Origin of the sequence: Paenibacillus sp. FSL R10-2778 (assembly GCF_038593035.1) — a bacterium.
Taxonomy (GTDB): Bacteria; Bacillota; Bacilli; order Paenibacillales; family Paenibacillaceae; genus Paenibacillus_AQ; species Paenibacillus_AQ odorifer.
Map to the genome: position 1 here is coordinate 6715013 of NZ_CP151956.1, position 21264 is coordinate 6736276.

Consider the following 21264-nt stretch of genomic DNA (forward strand, 5'->3'; position numbering starts at 1 on the left):
TGACGAGATCAGGGTGCCCATGCTTTTTGCGGTTTGGCGAGTTGCGCTATAGGTACTTTTTAGTACCTATAGCACTTTAAAGTACGTACTATACTTAATGGACAGATCTCTTCATAATAGCACTTACCGGCCGGTGATTAACACAGCGTAGGAGTGAAAGAAATGTCCTTAGATAAAAAAAGAAGCACCTTGGCGCTCTTAGCTCTAGCCATTAGTGCCTTTGCGATTGGTACCACTGAGTTTATCAGTGTGGGGCTGCTGCCTCTAATCGCCACGGATCTGCATATACCGGTAACCACAGCCGGGTTGACCGTTACTTTATACGCTTTAGGAGTAACTTTTGGCGCACCCATCTTAACGTCGCTAACCACGTCGATATCGCGCAAAACCTTACTGCTAAGCATTATGATCGTCTTTATTATCGGCAATAGTCTTGCGGCGGCTGCGGACGGAATTACATTGCTGTTAATCGCGAGAGTAATTTCCGCTCTGGCCCATGGCTTGTTCATGTCGATTGCTTCGACTATTGCCGCCGATCTCGTGCCTGAGGATCGTAAGGCCAGTGCCATTGCCATCATGTTCACTGGACTTACAGTAGCTACTGTTACGGGCGTTCCACTAGGTACGTTCCTTGGCCAACAACTCGGCTGGCGTGCTGCATTTGTTGCTATTATTGCTATCGGGCTTATAGCACTCATCGGCAATCTGATCCTTGTTCCTTCATCCGGGCTGCGCAAAGGCACCCATACACCCCTTCGTGAGCAAGTTAAGCTGGTCACCAATGGGCGTTTACTGCTTGCCTTCGCAATTACGGCTTTGGGCTATGGGGGCACATTTGTAGTCTTTACTTATTTATCACCCCTTCTGCATGAGATCAGCGGCTTCAAAGAGAATACAGTCGCCGTAATCTTGCTTGTATACGGCATTGCGATTGCCATCGGGAACGTGATTGGAGGTAAAGCCGCCAACCGCAAACCGATGAATGCTCTATTCTATATGTTTGCAGTCCAAGCTGTCGTCTTATTTGTCTTAGCTTTTACCGCACCTTACAAGGTTGCCGCACTGATTACGATCTTCTTTATGGGACTGTTAGCTTTCATGAACGTGCCCGGCTTGCAAGTACATGTCGTTACGCTTGCAGATCGATATGCGCCAAGTGCACGAGATGTAGCTTCTGCATTAAATATTGCTGCTTTTAACGCTGGTATTGCCATTGGTGCGTACCTTGGCGGCATCGTCACAGATCATATGGGACTGATTCATACCACTTGGGTAGGTGCCATCATGGTTCTGTCCGCTGTATTACTAACGGCATGGAGCCGTGCTCTGGAGAAGAAAGATGAGGCTCCTCTCCAGACTAAAGCTGCTTAAAGAGCAGTCCATTAACAACCCAAACAAACTTTTAAATATCTTAGGAGGTTACTTTATTATGGCTCAACATCTACAGGATACAACTACATTACACAACGGTGTAAATATGCCTTGGCTAGGGCTTGGCGTATTTAAAGTGGAAGAAGGCGCAGAACTGATACAAGCGATCAAATCCGCTATTAGACACGGTTACCGCAGCATTGACACTGCCGCAATTTATGAGAATGAAACAGGCGTGGGACAAGCCATCCAAGAGGCTCTGCAAGAGAACAGCTTGTCCAGAGAAGAGCTTTTCGTAACCTCAAAGGTCTGGACCGCAGATATGGGCTACGAAGAAACCATTGCCGCCTACGAGGCTAGCTTAGCTAAACTCGGACTTGAATACCTGGATTTGTACCTTATTCACTGGCCTGTAAAAGGAAAATATAAAGAGTCTTGGAGAGCGCTTGAAACGTTGTATAAAGAGGGCCGGGTAAAAGCCATTGGGGTCAGCAACTTCCAGATTCACCATCTTGAAGATGTACTGAAGGATGCTGAGATTAAGCCGATGGTCAATCAAGTTGAATTACATCCCTATTTGAATCAGCAAGAGCTGCTCGACTTCTGCAAAGAGCAAGGAATCCAATTAGAAGCTTGGTCTCCGTTAATGCAAGGTCAATTGTTCGATCAGCCTGTACTGAAACAAATTGCCGTCAAACATGACAAATCCGTCGCTCAGGTTATTGTCCGTTGGGACCTGCAACGGGGGATTATCACCATTCCTAAGTCTACTAAAGAACACCGGATCGTCGAAAATGTAGCCGTGTTTGATTTCAAATTATCTGACGAGGATATGACTCTAATTAACTCTCTCAACCAAGATCAGCGGGTAGGTCCAGACCCAGATCATTTTGATTTCTAAGGGATTACGCACCTTGCACTAACACTATAAGCACCGGCAACACGAGAAACGAAGCAAGCGTCGTCCACAAAATACATTTGGATACCAGCTCCGGTGAGGCATTAAAACGCTCGGCTAGCACGACGGCGTTGACGGCAACTGGCATAGAAGCCAAAATCAGCAGCACAGAGAACAAGGTTCCGGTAATTTGCAGGATCGATAATCCGAGGTAAGCCACTAGCGGCGCTAAGATTAATCGAATCGACAGCCCAGTCCAAAAAGTAGACTGACCCTTGCGTGCGGATGGCATATTTCTCACTTTAACCATCTGTGCGCCAAGGATCGCCAGTACCACTGGTGAATATCCTCCAGCTACCAAGGCAACCCCTGTAGCCACCTCTGCAGGCAAATGCAGGCCAAAGATACGGAGAAGAAGGGCCAACAGAGCTGCGTAAATGGCAGGAAGTGAAAAGACCGATTTTACTGCATTTTTTACCGAGAACTGAGATCTTGCTGCAAAATAAACGCCTATCGTATTCACGATAATCATCTGTCCGATCACATATACAGAGGCCTTATCGAGACCAAGCTGTCCGAAAGCTAGCAACACCAGCGGAAGTCCATAATTCACGCTATTCGTAAACGTTGAAATCAAGGTCAGACCGGATACTTCGGATGGATCTAGCTTCAATAATTTGCCGACTATATTCGCAATCGCCCATAAGAAGATTAGATTTAGAAGCGAAAAGGCGAGCGTCTTATAAATATCATCCATGGATATCTCTGCAGTAGCCAATGTATTTAAAATAATTGCCGGCGTTAAAAAGTATAGATAAAGCGTCAATAACGGCTTCGTATCCAGATTCTTAAACCGCCCAAGTAGGGCACCCACGATCACAGGAATGGACAAAGGCATGATGACTTGGTATAACGTCGATAACACACTTTGGATCATGAATAGAACTCCTCTGCTGTAGGTTACTTCAAACTATAAGCGTAACAGCGCAGAACGTCTAAGATATGAAATCAATATATCTCATAGCCAAAACCTATCATACCAGCAAAAAAGCTCCCAACCCTTACAAAGGGTTGGGAGCTTTTCGGTATATTGTTACATCATTTTGATCTCAAGCAACTCATATTTAATGATGCCCATCGGTGCATTCACACTAACAATATCGCCGACCTTTTTACCCAGCAATTCCTTGCCTAGCGGGCTTTCATAGGAAATCTTGTTATTAAGAACATCTGCCTCAGCAGCTCCAACAATTCTATATTCGATCTTCTCCGAATATTCGATGTCATTCAGAATAACAATACAACCCATACTAACCTTTGACAGATCCATTTGGCTCTCATCCACGATCTTGGCTTTGGTCAACATTTTCTCCAGAATCATAATACGAGTCTCCATGAACGATTGATCGTCCTTGGCCGAATGGTACTCACTATTTTCCTTCAAGTCTCCATAGCTGATCGCCAATTTAAGCCGTGCGGCCAATTCCTTACGCCCTGCGCCTTTCAATTCCTTCAGCTCTTCCTCTAATTGAGCCAACCCTTCTTTGGTCAAGAACACTTCTTCATTAGACATGTATACAACTCCTATTTTGGATGCTTTATAATATTTTAACCGATATATCCCAAACTTGCGAAAGATCTTACAAGAAGAAACAACATTGTCGTCCTTAAAGGACGACAACCGTTTCTCATAGAAATATAAAGATACTTTAAAGTACAAATCATATAAATGCTTATATTTTAAAAAAATCCCTGCCACAATGGAACATTGGGCAAGGAGGTCAATGCTGCTTAATTATTCTGGCAAATGCTCTTTACAAAAAAGGAGTAACGCTTCTTCCTCGTCCTCTTCCATATCGAAATCGAGCAGTTGACCTGAAGTTGTCTCCTGTAGATCATAACTTACGATGCTGACTTGATCTTCATCCACCTTAATAATCGCTCTAGCGGATACTCCGTTCTCTACATACAGCTCATCATCCTCTGGAACGTCCAGTTGAACGACAAATTCATACCGTTTACCGGTTAGTATACCGAAAGGATCTTTTACATTCTCCACATTGTAGCCCGTAAATGTCAACATAACTCAATCAACCTCTTTTCCTAATACCTGCCACGTCATTGTATCACAAAAAGTAACATATTGTTGTCGAGGTAGTCCGTCAAGCCATGGCTTTGGATTTCTTGATTTGTTTGCTTCGCAGCTGTCCGCAGGCAGCATCAATATCCACACCATGCTCCAGACGAGTGCTTACGCTGACACCCTGCTTCTTCAAGGTATCAAAAAAGGCCCGCACCGTCTCCCGCTCGCTTCTTTGATATTGGCTGTGTTCATCCACCGGGTTATAAGGAATCAAATTCACATTGACGAGCGGGCGTCGATCGCCAATCAGCTCGGCCAGTTCAAGCGCATGCTCTCTGCCGTCGTTTACATCCTTCATCAGAATGTATTCCAGCGTAATTCTCCGCTTGGTTTTCTCCAAATAATAATCTATAGACTCCATTAGCTTCTCTATTGGAATGGCCTTGTTAATCTTCATGATCTGCGTCCGCAGTTCATTATTAGGGGCATGCAAAGAAACCGCCAGGTTCACCTGCGTATTCGCATCCGCAAATTCAACGATTTTGTTAGCCAATCCGCTCGTTGATACGGTAATCCCTCTACCTGCAATTGCTAGTCCCTTGTGATCTTTGACAATCGCCAGGAAATCGAGCAGGTTCTTGAAGTTATCGAATGGCTCGCCAATGCCCATCACTACGACGTGACTGACCTTTTGATCCAGGTTCGCCGCATCCAGATGCTGCTGGACCTTCATAATCTGCTCCACAATCTCTCCGCTGGAGAGATCCCGGCTCTTCGCCAATAGCCCACTTGCACAGAAGCTACAGCCGATATTGCAGCCCACTTGCGTGGTTACACATACAGACAAGCCGTATTTCTGTCTCATAAGCACGGTCTCGATCAGGTTGCCATCCTTTAGGCGGAACAGGAACTTAATCGTCCCATCCGCAGATTCCTGCTTCACATGTTCTTCCAAGGTATGAATGACAAAATTCTGCTCTAATAATTCTACACAATCTTTATTTACATCGAGCATTTCCGAAAAGTCTGTAATCCGCTTCCGATAAAGCCAATCCCAGACCTGCGTAGCCCGAAACTTTTTATGTCCACGTTCTAACAGCCATGCCGCCAGTTGATCAAAAGTTAATCCATAAATGGATTCTATATTCATTCGTTATCCTCTTTTCAAAACGTTAAAGTTCAGACCATCACTACTCATTGTCTCAAATTTTTTTTATTAAAACAAGGGGAGTTATTGGGTTGTGTCGAAGTTTACACCATTAAAGTCTGTTCTATGAACATGTATCTAAGGAGCGATGGAATCATATGGGTTCAACAAGAATAAAAGCAATCAGCCTCACCCTTCTAGCTGCCGTTCTAATCCTTGGCGGTTTTTTAGTGTATATTACTCTCACTGACTATAAACCACAGGAGATTACTACACTTACTGTAAACAATAATCTGCAGCAAGTAATGAAGCAGGGAGAGTCCTTTTCTGTAACTACCTTTAATATTGGCTACGCCGGGTTGGATAAAGGCCAAGATTTCTTTATGGATGGCGGAACAAAGTCACGCTCAAGCAGTAGGGAACAAACGAAGATAAACCTTGAGGCCGTAGCGTCCCTTATGACAGTTACAGACTCGGACCTGTTCATGCTGCAGGAGGTCGACATCGATTCTTCCCGTAGCAACGGTATAGATGAAGTCTCTTACTTGTCGAATAAATTTGCTGATTACAGCAATGTTTTCGCGACCAACTACAAGGTACCTTGGGTACCGCTTCCTGTTCTTGATCCGATGGGCTCGGTGAACAGCGGTTTATTAACTTTATCCCGTTTTAACAGCACAAGTAATATTAGATATGATCTCCCGGGCAAAGAAACCTGGCCTCGCCAACAATTTGATCTCGACCGTGCTTTTGTGGAGAGCAGGTTCCCCGTTGATAATGGAAAAGAACTGATTCTAGTCAATCTTCATTTATCAGCCTTTGACCAAGGCGGAACGATTCGCAAACAGCAATTGGAGTATTTATCGGCTTATATCAAGAAGGAGAATGACAAAGGGAATTACCTCATCTTAGGGGGAGATTGGAACCATTCCCTTCCGGGTACAGCTCCTGATGCTTTCGAGACAACGCAGGATTGGCCGCAATGGCTGCAAGAATTCCCTGAACATTTCCAACAGGGCTTTCAGTGGGCTGTAGATGCCAAGGTACCCTCCGTCCGGACGCTCGATGTTGCCTATACAGAAGGTGTGAATTTCCGCGCAGTGATTGATGGCTTTCTAGTCTCACCAAACGTCAGCATAAGCGGCGTACAGGGTCATGAGTTATCCTTCGAACACAGTGATCACAACCCTGTAACAGCCACTTTTATTCTGCAATAACATGGATTCTCTGATTCTATTTAAAAACAACAAATTTCAGGTTTTTCTCTTGGAAATACTTAATGATAGCGGGCAAAGCTTCTACAGTAATCTTCTTTTCGTGAAATAGATAGACTCCGCCGGACGGATCGGCATGATGAACATATTGAAGAATATCCTCTGGGTTCTTGACGTTCCAATCCTCGGGATCACGATTCCACAATAATACCTTCATCTGCTGTTCCGTCACCTTGGCGGTTAACTTGTCATTGATCGCCCCATATGGCGGCCGAAAAATAGTAATCGGTGATTGTGTAATTTCCTCCAGCGCCTGATTAGTCTTCGCCAAGTTAATCCGGTTCTCCTCAACGCCATTAGCAGTCATTTTGCTATGATCCCACGAATGACTCCCAACCGACATCTTATGCTCATTAGCATACCTAACGGCTTCCGCATTATGAGCTACCTTATTCCCAATGAATAAAAAGGTGGCAGCCACCTTATGTTCTACTAGAATATCTACGATCTCTTTCGTATACTTTGACGGTCCATCATCAAATGACAAAGCAACATAACCCTTTGGCAAACTATACAAAAATTCATTCTCAGGTAATTCATACTTTTCGTACGGTAATGTCTGTTCTTGAGGAGGGACTGAAGGTTCTGGTGTAGGCTCGGCTTGCTGGTTATGAACCGATATCGTCTGCGCAAGGGTAACGAACGGTACCGAAAGTAATGGCTCAGAGTTGGCCTCTAATACGGGTTCGTCCAGCGCTTCAGCACTATCTACGAGTTGTCCATCCATTCGCAGAGGTAACACAAATATCAAACAAGCGAACATGAGACACAGCAGTGCAACCAGTCCAATTCGTTTGGTCTTCTTTCTGCTTATCCTATGCCCTGGTTCTGTAGAGGGAAGCATGGTCTGAACTACCCTCTCCTCTTCTGCTTGAGGATAGTCCTGCTGCTTTAATTGAAGAAGTTGGGTTACATAATTTTCAGAACAGGCAAAATACAATGTTTCGCTGTAAGCTCTGTTCATTATAATCAGCGTGCTGTAGTAACTATTCCGAAACGGATCCCACTTCGGATACAGCGACAATCTCATTCTCCCTCCGGAAAAGGGACCTAGCGCCTTCAATTGTTCGTATGTAAATTCATCTATGGTGAGCTTGCTTCTTGCGTACCCAACATTACGGGTTAGACCTACCTCAATCTGATAACCGGCCTGTTCATGCTCAAGCGACAGTAACTCAATCATTAGAATGGTGTCCGGTTCCTTAGATGCCATGAATCCTATGTATCTCCGTTTCCATCGTTTCGATCCGTCAGACTACTGCCACTCCCAAAAGGAACCGTCATCCGATTGGTGAAATCGCTGATCATACCCGAGAGATACGCCTTTTCTTGGCGAATCGTATCGTACTTTTGTTTTAGATGTGCATTCTCAATCTCAACCCGTCCGATTTTCTCTTCCAGATCATTCATCTTTTTGAGTTTCTCTGCATGGGCTTCGTTATGTTTTTGAATCAGATTTACATATTTTTGCTGCTCCAGCTCAATGGTACTCTTCAATTCCTCAATCTCAGCTGTGAGCGTAGTTTGAAGCTCCCGGTAATCCTCCAGCACTTGATCGACCTTCAAATTTCTCTCAATCAACTTATGCTCAAGCTCGCGGACATTCTTTTCTCTTTCCTCAATAACCTTATTGAGGTTCTTCATATCCCGGTTTAAGCGCTCCACATGACTGCTGGAATGGGTTAACCGATCCTGAAGCTCATTAATATTGGTCTCCGCATGTTGTCTGGCCTGAATAATCTGTTCCACGGAGAAGATCAAATCGAGTGATTTTTTATCAAGCTGAGCTTTGCCTGTAGTAACCAATCCAGCTAAAGTCTCGTCCGAGGTCTTTTCTTCTATTTCTTCGACCTGTTCATCTAATAATTGTACCTTTTGAACCATATCCGACTTGGATTGCTTATCCACTGAATCTTTCTTTTTAAAAAAGGGGGAAATCATCGATTTTATCACCTCAATTATAAAAAAATGTCAAAAAATGTCGAGTGCCCACGAGTCTATTATAGTTTACTTATCTTGTATGTAAGTGAGCCTTTATATCTAACTTTCTGAAATGCACCTAAAGACCTATTCTCTTCTGCAAAATAAAAAAAGCACCCCTTCGGGTGCTTTGATTTCAATTGAATTTATCGGGAAATTGTTTGATCAATCCCTCGGTTAAGATATCTGCGAACATGATCATATGTTCCAGCCCTTTATCAAATGCGGCAATTTCGGCATCCCAATCCTTTTTAACTCTAGCTGTCACGTCATCAGTAATCAATTCCAGATGTTCATGAAGCATTTCCTTTAATTGTTCATAAGAATATTTGGGGTTCTGGCTACTAAGAAACTTGGCAATGTCATCAGCGTTGGCATACCACTCTTTATTGTATTTTTCCACATCGGCCTGATTTCCAGCCTTTACAGCACCTAGAACTTTTCCGGCAATAAGAATATGCTCCCGCAATAATTGAGCCAGCTTATCTCCAACTGCCTCACCGTAATACGGTTTAAAGACATCCCCTATGTCCTGCTGATTCTGTAACAGCCTTGCCAGTACCTTATCCTTGTCCTCAGAATCTGCAAAGGCGCTAACAATGTAGTTCTTTGTCCATACCACATGATCGATCCATAACTTCCTAAGATTATCCTTAAGCTCAATTACGGAGGGGGTTAAGCATTGCTTGTGGGAGCTCTTTTTCTCTTTAGCTGCTGCAGCATCGGCAATTGTAGGTGTAACACTTACAACCAGAAACATACACAATAAGGTTAGCTTCAACATCAAATACTTATTTTTCAATATGACCTATCTCCTTGTGAACAGTGATGGATTTGAATATCTTGTATATTGTGCACCTTTACTTCCATTTCATTCGCAACTATTCTCAGAACACAAAAAAGCACCATCACGTGGACGGTGCCTGGGTCTTACTTTTATCTAAACATCACTTTATCTACGTTGTATTTAGATTTCAGTTCATTAATGATATAGGTTTCATAGATCTCTCTATGAACTGGACTTTCGATCAAACACACATCAATTCTGGTGACCTCGTCCCGATGTTGCTTGATGTCAGATACGGTGTCTTCAAAATGTTTTTTAATTCTTGGTCTTAGCTTTCTCGCTTTACCTACAAACAACAACTCATCCTGATCATTGTAGAACATAAAGATACCGCCGTAATCTCTCGGAATCAGGTGAAAGTCCGTAAATCCGTAAATATTGCTTAACTGCGGGTTAATTTGTTTAGTAATACTAACATCCGCTTTTGGAATCGTTATGTTGATCATTAGCTCACGTCCTCTTTCTATATAGGAGTAAATAGTATCATAAATCGCTAAGTAAGACCATTCAATCTGGCGCAGTCAAATAAATACAATAAAAGCAAGTTCGATTGATCTAATGGAAATATTACTTAAAAATATAGCATTATTCAAAACCTTCCTGCCCAAGGGTTGCGGTCTTAGACAGGAGAGGATTATAAATAAAATAGAGGCGTTTGCATCATGATATATAGATATTTGTCATCTAGGAGGATTTGATTCATGGCAGTAACAGACCGGCAAAAAATAGTAGATAGCGTCCCGCAAAAGGGTTTCTTCGGACATCCTAAGGGACTTTTCACCCTTTTCTTCACAGAATTTTGGGAGCGTTTCTCTTATTATGGCATGCGAGCTATCCTTGTCTACTACATGTATTATGAAGTGACCCAAGGCGGTCTCGGATTACCTGAAGATATGGCACTTTCTATTATGTCTATCTATGGATCGCTTGTATATATGTCAGGGATCATTGGAGGCTGGCTTGCGGATCGGCTTCTCGGGACTTCGAGGGCTGTTTTCTACGGCGGCGTTTTAATCATGTTCGGGCATATACTACTGGCTATTCCAGGCAATACCACATTGTTTTTTGCTTCGATGGTTTTAATCGTACTCGGAACGGGTCTACTGAAACCCAATGTTTCAAGTATTGTCGGCGAAATTTATAGCGAGCAGGATAACCGCCGTGACGCTGCCTTCAGCATTTTTTATATGGGCATTAACCTGGGAGGATTTCTCTCCCCACTAATTGTTGGCGCAGTAGGCATGAATAATTTCCATCTAGGTTTCTCGATTGCCGCAGTCGGAATGTTTGTTGGACTAGTCGTTTATATTATGACTCGCACAAAAAATCTGGGTCTGGCCGGTACGATTGTACACAACCCTATTCCTGCAGATCAGAAGAAAAAAATCTTTACTTGGATTGGTGTAGGATTAGTTGTACTTGCGATTTTGATTACGATCGGCATTCTTACCGGAGTGCTTACCTTTGAAACATTAATAAAAATAGTAGGGGTATTAGGCTTACTTATTCCTACGATGTATTTTATTATGATGTACCGCAGTCCCAAAACAACGGCCGTTGAACGGTCAAGAATTCTCGCATACATTCCTTTATTTATCGCATCGATTATGTTCTGGGCGATTCAAGAGCAGACTTCCACAGTTCTAGCTAGTTTTGCTGATAAACGGACCCAATTGGATTTTGCAGGCTTACACATTTCTCCTGCTTGGTTCCAATCGCTTAACCCGCTGTTTATTATCACTCTTGCACCTATATTTGCCTGGTTGTGGTTAAAGCTCGGTAACCGTCAACCCTCGATTCCGCAAAAGTTCTCGCTTGGTTTATTGTTTGCCGGTTTATCCTTCCTGGTGATTCTAGTACCTGCTTATTTCGGTGGAGCTAATTCACTTGTGAATCCATTATGGCTGGTACTCAGCTATTTTATCATCGTAATCGGGGAGTTATGCTTGTCCCCTGTGGGCTTATCAGCAACGACCAAACTGGCACCGGCGGCTTTTACCGCTCAAATGATGAGTATGTGGTTCTTATCGAATGCCGCTGCTCAAGCAATTAATGCTCAAATTGTAAAGTTCTATACCCCAGATACCGAAATGATGTACTTTGGAGTAATTGGTGGAGTGGCCCTTATCCTTGCGCTTATCCTCTTCCTATTCTCTTCCAAAATTCAGAATTTCATGAAAGGGATACATTAAAGACACCCAAAGGCTGCCCGAGATCTTCTCGGCAGCCTTTTTTTGGTTTCCTATAGTTATCCAACCTCTACACCAGAAACATGGCGACAATCGTCGTGACTACCAGCCCAATCAATACAGGCTTAACATTCCGTCTCGCCAGCTCAAAGGGGCTTACTCCGCAAATAGCGGCCGCCGGAATCAATGCCCACGGAATCAGCGTGCCTCCACCCACCCAAATGGCAGCTACCTGACCCAGCGCAGTTAAAGTCGCCGCATCGGAATGTGTGGCCACCGCAAACAATTTCCCAATAGACCCGGCAAGTGAAATGCCCGAGAACCCTGAACCATCTAGGCCTGTAATGGCTCCGGTTATAGTTGCGGTCACAGCACCCACTGCGCCGTTCAGAGGAACGTTATGCGCTAGAGCGACCCCTAGATCATTTACAATCCCCTGAGATGCGGCGGGCAGCACTTTGCCGAATAATTCAGCAAACGCCGAATCCCCCAGATAGAAAAAAGCGGCAATCGGTATCACAGGACCAAATACTTTGAAGCCAAACGTAAGTCCATCAATCAGATAAGTAGTTACTTGCTCCAATCCTTTATTACGATGTGCCAACAAGGTTACTACAACCAGAATGAACACCGCAGTACCACCAACTAAGGCAGTTGCGTCTCCACCCTGCAAATCGAGCAGAAACATGCCTGCTACATCGGCTAAAAACAGGATGGGAATGGCGATGGCCAGCCATTGTTTCAATGCTGGATGAATCACCGCTGAATCTTCTGCCGTATCATTCTCTGCAGAAAACGCACTCACGGCACTTTTCCCGGCAATAAGCCCGTCTCGCCAAGTTCCCTTCTTCTGATCTCTGCGCATCATCCAATACGCCGTTATCGTAGTCACCACGCCCATAACAATTACAAGCGGAATACTCGCCTCCATGACACTGGTCACAGAAAGTCCGGCCGCATCTGCTGTTAGTTTAGGTGCACCTTGAATAATGTAATCACCTGAGAGCGCAATCCCGTGGCCAAATAAATTCATTGCCATCGCCGCTCCAAGAGCCGGCAGTCCCACTCGAATGGCAACCGGCAGCAGCACAACCCCGATCAAGGCCACTGCGGGTGAAGGCCAGAAGAACCATGAGGTGACCATCATAATCAGACCGATCCCCCAAAAGGCTATGAACGGTGTGCGCAAAAAGCGGGTAAGTGGAGCAACCATGATTTCGTTAATCCCCGTACGTGTTAATACCCGGCTCATGGCTACTATGATCGAAATAATCATGATCGTACCCATTAGCTCCTTGGTTGCATATACAAAAGAGTTGAATACACCTGTGACTGAACCACTGACGGTTTCCGTGGCTAACCACCCAAGTACAAAGATGCCCGCAATACAGATCATCGTTGTGTCCCGTCTCTTGATCAGAAGTGCCATTATAAATACGATAAATGCCAGATATACATAATGGAGCGCTGTTAACTGGATGCCCATCTCTGCACCACACCCTTCTCCTACTATCCGAGTGCTATATGGTATGCAGGGGTGTAGGCTAATGTTCGGTAGAAATGGGCCTAAAACAGCAAAAGAAGCCATCCCGTGCGTAGAGAAAATCTACGTATGGGACGGCTTCTTAATGTTTCTTAATTAGAGACTATTATTTAGCTACAACTCCGCCATCAACCGGCAGCTCAACACCTGTAATGTAAGAAGCTTCATCAGAAGCCAAGAACAATACAGCTTCAGCTACTTCAGAAGCACGACCAACACGTGGCAGCGCAGTCTGAGACATAAAGAAGCTATGCATTTTTTCGTTATTTACAAATTCAGCACTCATTGGGGTTTCGATAAATCCTGGGTGAACAGAGTTCACACGAATGTTATCTTTACCAAAGTCTACAGCTGCTGCTTTACTTAGCATACGAACTGCACCTTTAGAAGCTGTATAAGCACCAGCACCGCTGCTGCCAGTCAAACCTGCGATGGATGAAATATTAACGATGGAACCACCTTTATTGTTCTTCATTTGAGGAACAACATGCTTCATGCCAAGGAATACGCTGCTCACGTTGATGTTCATTACTTTGTTCCATTGATCAACAGTGGATTCGAGCAATTGAACCGGGAATGAGATCCCTGCATTGTTTACCAAAATGTCGATTTTCCCGAACTTGCTAATCACATCTTCTACAACCTTGATCCAGTCTTCTTCGGAAGCCACATTATGTGCATAAGCTGCTGCTTGTCCACCATTTGCTTCAATTTCCTTCACAACTGCTTGTACGGCAGCCTCGTTAATATCAGTGGCTACAACTGTAGCACCCTCTTTGGACAATAAAAGGGCTTCTTCACGGCCCATACCGCTGCCTGCACCTGTAATAATTGCTACTTTATTAGTTAGACGATTCATAATTAGGTCTCCTCTATAATCGTATTGTGATATAATATTTGAGTGATGATAGTCACACTATCACTGTGATATACATCATATCATTTTTACAAAAGAACTACAACCACTCCTTGCTTAATCCAATAAACGGTGGATATAATACTAATAATTGAAAATCCCAATCAAAAAATGGAAGGGTCTAGCCCTCATGAATCCTAAAACACGATACGAAAAAGAAAGATCCGATGGTAAACAGCAACGATTAATTACGATCCTCGAATCCGCAGAACGAGTATTATCACAAAAAGGAATCGAAAAGTCGACGATGCAAGATGTCGCAAGCGAAGCCAATATCGGGATTGCGACGTTATTTCGCTATTTTCCCAGAAAAGAAAAACTCGTAGTGGCTGTAGCCACCCGAATGCTGGAGCCTATGCTCGATCATTTTAAATACGTAGCGGACTTGCCCCTTACTTGTCTTGAACAAATCGAGAAATTATTTGATTTCTTTATTCAGGATCAAAATCATCTAAGTATTATTTTTATGGTCAATTTCGAAAGCTACGCCTCACACTCAAATGAACCTGTTGGGGATGTTCTGAGCTTCAATGCACTCAACCGCAAAATTTGGCATGAATACTCCAGGATCATTCAAAATGGGGTAGAAGACGGCTCTATTCGTGCGGGTCTCCCCGTAAAAGAGACCTTAATTACGCTCATGAATAGCTTTGCCCTCTTTTCCAGAAAACTAACGATGAAAAAAAACATTCTCCTGCTGGAATCGGATCTGGACTCCGACGATCAGCTTGAGCTGCTTAAACAAATTTTTCTGGATCATTTAAAAGCCTAAAAAGCGCCAGTTTCCTTAGGAGGGGAACTTGGCGCTTTTTCTATAGTCAAAACAAAAAGAGACATTTCCAAGGAAATTGCCTCTATCCAGATTCAAGTTGCGACCTATATACTGCCTTCGTTAGCTAGTGAAATGGGCAGGTTGCGACGGGTGATTGTTGATAAAGAAAACGAGGGCTGAAATCATATTCTTTTAACGTACGATCATGCCAAATCGGTGTAGACGAGGGTGACATAGGCGGAATCAACCAGGACCAGCGCCCTGAGACTTGGCGCCCCTGCTCGTTCTCCTGTTGCTGGAATCGAACAAATTGATCTGCTGCTGTATGGTGATCCACGATGCTGACACCTGCTTGCTTGAAGGAATACAGCACTGCGCGATTCAGCTCAAGAAGCGCCCTATCCTTCCAAAGCGTTGTGTTGCTGGAGCGATCCAGTCCCATCACATCAGCTATAGCTGGCAAAGTGTTGTATCGTCCGGTATCCCCTAAGTTACGCGAGCCGATTTCAGTCTCCATGTACCAACCGTTAAAAGGAGCAGCCGTGTACAGAATACCGCCAATTTCCAACTGCATGTCCGCGATAATGGGTACAGAATACCAACGAAGCTGAAGCTCAGCAAAACGTTCAATTTCAGGATGTGTTAACGGTACCTCCTGAATGAAGTGATCAGGAATAGGGAAAACGTAGGGATGCCCGTTGCCAATACTTATCACTAACGGCAACACATCATAATCGCCACCCGTTCCTTGCCAACCTAGTTGCTGGCACATTTTTGTGAATTCATCCGATGCCGGATCGCCTGCACGTCCGTGTTCTTCATCGCCAGGATAACCGGCATAACGAATCAATTGGTGGTTCCAGATCCGAATCCGCTGATTCGGATCTTCTCCGCTGCGGAAGACCGTGATGAGTGAACGAATACGTCCTCCGTTGTTCGCCTTTTCCAGATGTCGCAGCAACGCTTCAGCAACTTGTTCCTCAGTCTCTGCTTGGCGTTCATCGATTAGCTCAATGGATTGCCAAAAAAGACGCCCAATGCAGCGGCTATTGTGGCGCCAGGCCATTCTTGCACCATGCGCTAATTCTTCCGTTGTATGTGTGTAACTGCCTGATTGGTTAATTTCCTCATGTACGGCTAGGATGCGATGATCCGTCTCGGCTTCAGACTTGTCTAGTTCAGCGTAACATTGTCGAATGAAAGCTTCCGCCTGCCGGGTTAATTCTTCGATGTGCTTGCCATTCATATCCCTTATCCCCCATCTAAACCCTTGCTTAAACTCTCAATCCAGTATAACATCCCTCTTCCTATGCCACATCTTTCAGGGAAAAGCGCATAAGAACAACCCGTGAAGCTTGGAGCTTCACAGGTTGTGGCAGGAACATTTAGCGCTCTGAACGTTTCCCTTGCTTATTCAATGAGGCAAGTCTGCTCTTATCCTCGGTCAACAGTTCTTCAGCCAACTCCACACCTTGAGGACCTAGCCAGTCCTGAGCTTGCTGAATCGCCTGCTCAGTATGTGCCAGGCGGTTCTCAGCCTGTGCCAAAGTCTGTTCTGTTGGATGACTAAGTGCCTGAGAGACAGAGAAATGAAGCTTGCCCAAAGAATTTTTGGCTTGAGTTACATTGTCATTCGCTTGCAGACTGGAATCGGGTTGTTTCATAAATGAAATACGCTCCCTTCTGAAATGCGCCTGTTCTCTTCTAGCATGGTTTGGGTGAAGTCATCTTATGCATTCACTATCTACTGGATAATGGATTGCATAAAGGACGTCATTTCATTACTCGCTTTATTCAGGCGCTCAATGACACCGCTGAATTCAGTGACCAATTCTGCTTGTGAGTGTGAAGAAGCAGAGATCGCTTCAATTTCTTGCTCCATTTGCTTAATGGACTTTTGAACATCACTCAGTGATTTTTCAATATTATGGGTTGCTTCTTTAGTGTTAACGGACAGTTTGCGTACTTCCGTAGCAACCACCCCAAAACCTGCCCCTTGCTCTCCTACACGCGCGGCTTCGATTGCCGCATTCAGCCCAAGCAGGTTCGTCTGCTCAGAAATCTCACGAATGAAGCCGGCAACCTTATTCACTTCTTGTGATTCTGTTACGGCTCTACGCGTATTATCTAATATTTGCTGCGAGGTTGCTGATAATTCCTGAGATTGGGCAGCTACGCTCTGCACCATCTCCATTAGATGACTGCTTATCTCATTAATCTCATCTGTGAATCCTTCAAGCTTATTCTCGTTCTCTAGTGTATAGGCAATGGCAAAAACCCCGATTACATCATCATCCGTTCCGTAGATAGGTACACATGTTGAGATTACAGGAGCTCCATAAATTTCTGCTGGGATTCGGTTAGAGCTTGCTATACCTTTCAGTCCATTTGAAAGCGACAGATCTTCAGGCGGGATAGGGTTACCCTTAACCAATCCGAGATCAATAACTTTACTCGGTGCGTAATAATGGAAGATCTCCCTGTCCGTGATTCCAATCATAATATCCTGCGAGTGAATCTTTTTGAAATAAGGTGCTGCGAGGACTAAGGCATCGATAATACTCATCTCTTCATCTCCCATATAAAAAAAATGTATATGTAGTTTTATCGTCACAATGGGTTATTAAATGAATATTGTCATAGTAGAGTAACAATCCCCACGTATGATTTGTTTATGAATACTATTAGCAGACGACAATTTCTACAGAAAAGCGCTCAAGTAACTCTAGGCCTTCTTGGAACAGCTGGTGCATCCGGTATCTATTCACATTGGATCGAACCCTACTGGCTGGAAATCAAATACGTAGATATTACACTCCCTAGACTTTCTCCAGCCTTCGATAAATTTCGTATCGTTCATTTTAGCGATTTACATCAGGGGGTATATTCCAAGCCGCAAGCTTTAACGGAGCTAGCGCAGCAAATTCAACAGGTAAAGCCAGATCTGATCTGCTTCACCGGCGATTTATTAGATCATTCAGCCGATTATATTTCAGAAGCCGTAGCCTTGTGCTCTCAGTTGCGGGCTCCTTTTGGACAATTTGCAGTATTAGGCAATCATGATGCTTTTGGGACCAGAAAGGTTGTAACGAAAGGGCTAACACAATCGGGCTTCCACGTGCTCCATAATGAACATATCGTCTTAACCCAAGGTACGGACAAGCTCTATATTGCCGGAATAGATGATCCTTGGGTCGGAAAAGCAGATATCGCCCAAGCGCTGCTTCATATCCCGGAAGAGGCTTGCACAATTCTCCTTGCCCATGAACCTGATTTCGCCGATGACTTTTGCAAGCTGCCTATAGATCTGCAATTGTCTGGTCATAGTCACGGAGGCCAAGTGCGGTTTCCAATTGTCGGAGCTTTATATACCCCGCCTCACGGAAATAAATATTCAAGTGGATTATATCAACTGCCCAACAGCCAACTTCAGGTCTATACCACTCGCGGGATAGGAGTAACTCGTATGCCTGTTCGCTTTAATTGTCGCCCCGAACTCACCGTAATTACTTTACATTCTTAATGCTAGTGTCTTAATCGTACAAAATGGTTAAAAAGTATATACCTTTTGCATATCTATGCAACAACACTGTAACCGCCTTTGTAATCAAATCTATTTGGGACCTAGGTATAATTGTAGGAGTGATAGAGGAAAAAATATCATATTGCAACTACATAAGCCCATCCTTGGGAAGGAGAGATTAAGTTATGAATAAAAGTATGAAATGGACCTCAGCCATCTTGGCTGCTGGAGTATTGCTTGGAGGGTCGGGACTAGTAGGAGGAACCTCAGTTCAAGCCGCAGCTACCGGAGGAAGTACAGTAAAACAAGCCGCACAGCAACCCTCTGTAGTGCTTAAATATAAAGGCCAGACCTTATCGCAGCAAGCGAAAATAGTAAACGGCAACACCATGATCCCTTTAACTGTACTACGGGATGCTTTTGGCCTCTCCATTAACTATAATGCAAGCACCAAAACTTATAGTGTAGGCAGCGATTCCATGAAGCTGGACATGGAGGTCTCAGATTACGGTGTTAGTACAACCCTGAATGGCTATTACATTTATAGCATGACCGGCAGTCATGATGTGAAGGTCATCAACGACCGGATTTATGTTCCGTTCAAACTCTTGTCTGACTATTTAGGAGTGCAAGGCGTTTATAATCCTTCATTGAAATCACTTGATCTAAGTAAAAAAGTAATGAATGACATCAAAATCACCTCTGAAACCTTAGATAAGAGCAATAAAAATGCTAGTATCAAAGTACAGTATCCAAAAATCAGTGGCTTAACGGATGAAGTGCAGACTAAGATTAATGCGATCTTCAAAAAGCAAGCTGAACAATTCGTCGCAGAGAGTGAAGAACAGGCTAGCCGTAGAGATGGTACTATAGAGAATAAATATGACTTCTCTCAAACTTTTGTTGTCTCCTTTAACCGTGAAGGGGTTCTGAGCATCGTGACTGATCAATATGGCTATACTGGTGGAGCTCATGGTGGAGCCCTTCGTGAAGGATTTACCTTCTCGCTGAAAGACGGCAGACCAATTGAACTTAAGGACCTGCTGAAGGCAGAGCCAAACTACAAACAAAAATTAGATAAAATGTTGAAGGAAAGCACCAAGGAGCTAGCTTTTCCAGATACACCTGGCGGACTAACAGAAAAACCAAACTTCTACGTTTCCGAGAGTGGCCTTGCAATCTTCTACCAACAGTACGAAATTGCCCCTTATGCGGCTGGAATTCCTACGTACACCTTTAATTTCAGTTCAATATTACCAAAGGGAACTAACCCATTCGCTGCCTTCAAATAAACTTCTATTGTAAAAAAGAGCGTCACAGTCATTAGGACTGGGACGCTCTTTTGGTTTTACAGCTTAGGCTTCCAAACTTCCAGCCGGGCCGAAGAATTCATAATGAATTCTGTCTTCAGCCACCTTCCATTCCTTAAGAGCCTTATATATCGCCTTCATAAAAGGAGTCGGTCCGCAGAAATAGAATTCAGAGTTTACGTCTGTTACTTCTTGCAACCAAGCTAGATCAATATAACCTGTTTTATGGAACGTATCTCCTTCACTTGGAGTTTCATAACATACATAGGATCGTAGGGTAGGATGGGACTGCTCCAAATCCGCCACCATTTCTTTCATAGCATGCAAGCTTCCATTGATGGCTGCATGAATGTACGTTACCTCTCGTTCTGGCTGCGTAGCAATTAATGTCTCCAGCATACTTACCATAGGGGTTAGTCCAACCCCACCACTGATAAGAACCACTGGACGATCACTATCTTTATTTAGTACGAAATCACCTGCTGGCGAGCTTACTTCCAATATAGCTCCCACTTGTACGACATCATGAAGGAAAGTAGATACGACTCCAGCCGGTTTATCCGGCCCTTCACCTTCCCGTTTAACTGTGATGCGGTAATACGACTGTCCCGGCGCACTGGACAAACTATAGTGGCGAACATGGGTGTATTCCTCTCCCTCAGGCTGAACACGAACCGTGATGTATTGACCCGGCAAGTAAGAAGCTATAGCCCCTCCATCCTCAGGAGAAAGGTAGAAGGAAGTAATAAGTTCACTTTCTTTAACCTTCTTAGTAACCACAAAGTTTCTAAATCCACTCCAACCCCCGGGAATTTCGGCAGCTTCACGATACTTCTCTGCTTCGACACCAATAAAGGCATCTGCAATCACGCCATACGCCTTTGCCCAAGCATCAATAATTTCCGGCGTCGCCGCATCGCCAAGTACTTGCCCAATAGCAGCTAACAAAGTCTCACCTACGATGGGATAATGTTCAGGTAATACTCCCAATGCCCGATGTTTCTCCGCAATCTGTTTTACCACAGGCAAAATATTTCCCAGCTGATCAATATTCATTGCCGCCGCGAGTACGGCGTTAGCGAGTGCAGTCTGCTGTTTACCTTCCCGTTGGTTGGCATGATTAAATATATTTAGTAACTCCGGATGATTTTCAAATAACATGCCATAGAAAGTAGTTGTGATGGTCTTCCCATGAACCTGCAATACGGGCACCGTTGATTTTATGATTTCAATGGTTTGTTGATTTAACATCTAAATACCCTCTTCCCTGCAATAAATTAATTCCTCTATAAAAAGCATATAGAAGCTGAACATCCCATAGTGTGCGTTCAATCACACCGGAAATTGAAAAAATGTGAACGATTCAATAATTGCAATGATATCCATCACAATAACGTACCCGAAATCAAAA

At 44.0% G+C, this 21264-nt stretch carries 21 protein-coding genes; 7 read left to right on the top strand and 14 right to left on the bottom strand.

Going from position 1 to position 21264, the window contains the following annotated elements; translation table 11 throughout:
• Positions 1–162: 162 nt before the first annotated feature.
• Both NST40_RS30050 and NST40_RS30055 read left to right on the top strand, forming a co-directional pair.
• Entirely contained in the window at positions 163–1371 is a 1209-nt protein-coding gene (locus NST40_RS30050; protein WP_076105088.1) for an MFS transporter, read from the top strand.
• Positions 1372–1429: 58 nt separating this feature from the next.
• On the top strand, positions 1430–2272 hold the full coding sequence (locus NST40_RS30055; RefSeq protein WP_342410276.1) for an aldo/keto reductase: 843 nt from the start codon (positions 1430–1432) through the stop codon (positions 2270–2272).
• Between the two features lie 4 nt (positions 2273–2276).
• Here the strand turns inward: NST40_RS30055 and NST40_RS30060 are convergent, their stop codons facing one another.
• The 4 genes from NST40_RS30060 to rlmN all read right to left on the bottom strand — a co-directional run bounded on the left by NST40_RS30060 (position 2277) and on the right by rlmN (position 5502).
• On the bottom strand, positions 2277–3206 hold the full coding sequence (locus NST40_RS30060) for an AEC family transporter (protein ID WP_076124113.1): 930 nt from the start codon (positions 3204–3206) through the stop codon (positions 2277–2279).
• A gap of 156 nt (positions 3207–3362) precedes the next feature.
• Positions 3363–3842, bottom strand: coding sequence for a transcription elongation factor GreA (gene greA, locus NST40_RS30065; protein WP_036682220.1), 480 nt, complete (start codon positions 3840–3842; stop codon positions 3363–3365).
• A 222-nt stretch (positions 3843–4064) separates the two neighbouring features.
• On the bottom strand, positions 4065–4352 hold the full coding sequence (locus NST40_RS30070) for a DUF6509 family protein (RefSeq protein WP_036682221.1): 288 nt from the start codon (positions 4350–4352) through the stop codon (positions 4065–4067).
• 79 nt (positions 4353–4431) lie between these two features.
• On the bottom strand, positions 4432–5502 hold the full coding sequence (gene rlmN / locus NST40_RS30075; RefSeq protein WP_036682223.1) for a 23S rRNA (adenine(2503)-C(2))-methyltransferase RlmN: 1071 nt from the start codon (positions 5500–5502) through the stop codon (positions 4432–4434).
• A 155-nt stretch (positions 5503–5657) separates the two neighbouring features.
• On the opposite strand from rlmN, the gene NST40_RS30080 reads away from it, so the two are divergent.
• Positions 5658–6716: an endonuclease/exonuclease/phosphatase family protein gene (locus NST40_RS30080; RefSeq protein WP_076124115.1), complete on the top strand. Its 1059-nt coding sequence runs from the start codon at positions 5658–5660 to the stop codon at positions 6714–6716.
• Positions 6717–6732: 16 nt separating this feature from the next.
• On the opposite strand, the gene NST40_RS30085 is transcribed toward NST40_RS30080, so the two are convergent.
• The 4 genes from NST40_RS30085 to NST40_RS30100 form a co-directional block, all read right to left on the bottom strand.
• A complete protein-coding gene (locus tag NST40_RS30085) occupies positions 6733–7986 on the bottom strand; it encodes a polysaccharide deacetylase family protein (protein WP_341004122.1) in 1254 nt (417 codons plus the stop codon).
• 5 nt (positions 7987–7991) lie between these two features.
• Positions 7992–8714, bottom strand: a complete 723-nt coding sequence (locus NST40_RS30090; protein ID WP_076124118.1) for a hypothetical protein — start codon at positions 8712–8714, stop codon at positions 7992–7994.
• A gap of 175 nt (positions 8715–8889) precedes the next feature.
• Positions 8890–9555, bottom strand: coding sequence for a glycosyltransferase (locus NST40_RS30095; protein WP_175617270.1), 666 nt, complete (start codon positions 9553–9555; stop codon positions 8890–8892).
• Between the two features lie 134 nt (positions 9556–9689).
• Positions 9690–10046, bottom strand: coding sequence for a nucleotide excision repair endonuclease (locus NST40_RS30100; protein ID WP_036682230.1), 357 nt, complete (start codon positions 10044–10046; stop codon positions 9690–9692).
• 255 nt (positions 10047–10301) lie between these two features.
• On the opposite strand from NST40_RS30100, the gene NST40_RS30105 reads away from it, so the two are divergent.
• Positions 10302–11792, top strand: a complete 1491-nt coding sequence (locus NST40_RS30105) for a peptide MFS transporter (protein ID WP_076219954.1) — start codon at positions 10302–10304, stop codon at positions 11790–11792.
• 67 nt (positions 11793–11859) lie between these two features.
• Here NST40_RS30105 and NST40_RS30110 read toward each other — a convergent pair whose 3' ends face one another.
• Entirely contained in the window at positions 11860–13275 is a 1416-nt protein-coding gene (locus NST40_RS30110) for a hypothetical protein (protein ID WP_076219953.1), read from the bottom strand.
• Positions 13276–13438: 163 nt separating this feature from the next.
• Positions 13439–14191 carry an SDR family NAD(P)-dependent oxidoreductase gene (locus NST40_RS30115; RefSeq protein WP_038573803.1) on the bottom strand — a complete coding sequence of 251 codons (753 nt, stop codon included), beginning with the start codon at positions 14189–14191 and terminating at the stop codon, positions 13439–13441.
• A 187-nt stretch (positions 14192–14378) separates the two neighbouring features.
• Between NST40_RS30115 and NST40_RS30120 the strand changes: the two genes are divergently transcribed.
• Entirely contained in the window at positions 14379–15020 is a 642-nt protein-coding gene (locus NST40_RS30120) for a helix-turn-helix domain-containing protein (RefSeq protein ID WP_342410277.1), read from the top strand.
• 124 nt (positions 15021–15144) lie between these two features.
• On the opposite strand, the gene NST40_RS30125 is transcribed toward NST40_RS30120, so the two are convergent.
• From NST40_RS30125 to NST40_RS30135, 3 genes are all read right to left on the bottom strand, one after another.
• The gene (locus NST40_RS30125) at positions 15145–16266 is read right to left on the bottom strand and encodes a nitric oxide synthase oxygenase (protein WP_076124125.1); all 1122 of its coding nucleotides are present in this window, start codon (positions 16264–16266) and stop codon (positions 15145–15147) included.
• 139 nt (positions 16267–16405) lie between these two features.
• Positions 16406–16684 (bottom strand): hypothetical protein, encoded by a 279-nt coding sequence (locus tag NST40_RS30130; protein ID WP_038573810.1) that lies wholly within the window; start codon positions 16682–16684, stop codon positions 16406–16408.
• A gap of 80 nt (positions 16685–16764) precedes the next feature.
• Entirely contained in the window at positions 16765–17586 is an 822-nt protein-coding gene (locus tag NST40_RS30135) for a methyl-accepting chemotaxis protein (RefSeq protein WP_036682244.1), read from the bottom strand.
• 108 nt (positions 17587–17694) lie between these two features.
• Between NST40_RS30135 and NST40_RS30140 the strand changes: the two genes are divergently transcribed.
• Positions 17695–18543, top strand: coding sequence for a metallophosphoesterase (locus NST40_RS30140; RefSeq protein WP_076124127.1), 849 nt, complete (start codon positions 17695–17697; stop codon positions 18541–18543).
• Positions 18544–18728: 185 nt separating this feature from the next.
• The gene (locus NST40_RS30145) at positions 18729–19835 is read left to right on the top strand and encodes a DUF4163 domain-containing protein (protein ID WP_076218802.1); all 1107 of its coding nucleotides are present in this window, start codon (positions 18729–18731) and stop codon (positions 19833–19835) included.
• 63 nt (positions 19836–19898) lie between these two features.
• Here the strand turns inward: NST40_RS30145 and hmpA are convergent, their stop codons facing one another.
• The gene (gene hmpA, locus NST40_RS30150; protein WP_076218803.1) at positions 19899–21104 is read right to left on the bottom strand and encodes an NO-inducible flavohemoprotein; all 1206 of its coding nucleotides are present in this window, start codon (positions 21102–21104) and stop codon (positions 19899–19901) included.
• Between the last annotated feature and the right edge of the window lie 160 nt (positions 21105–21264).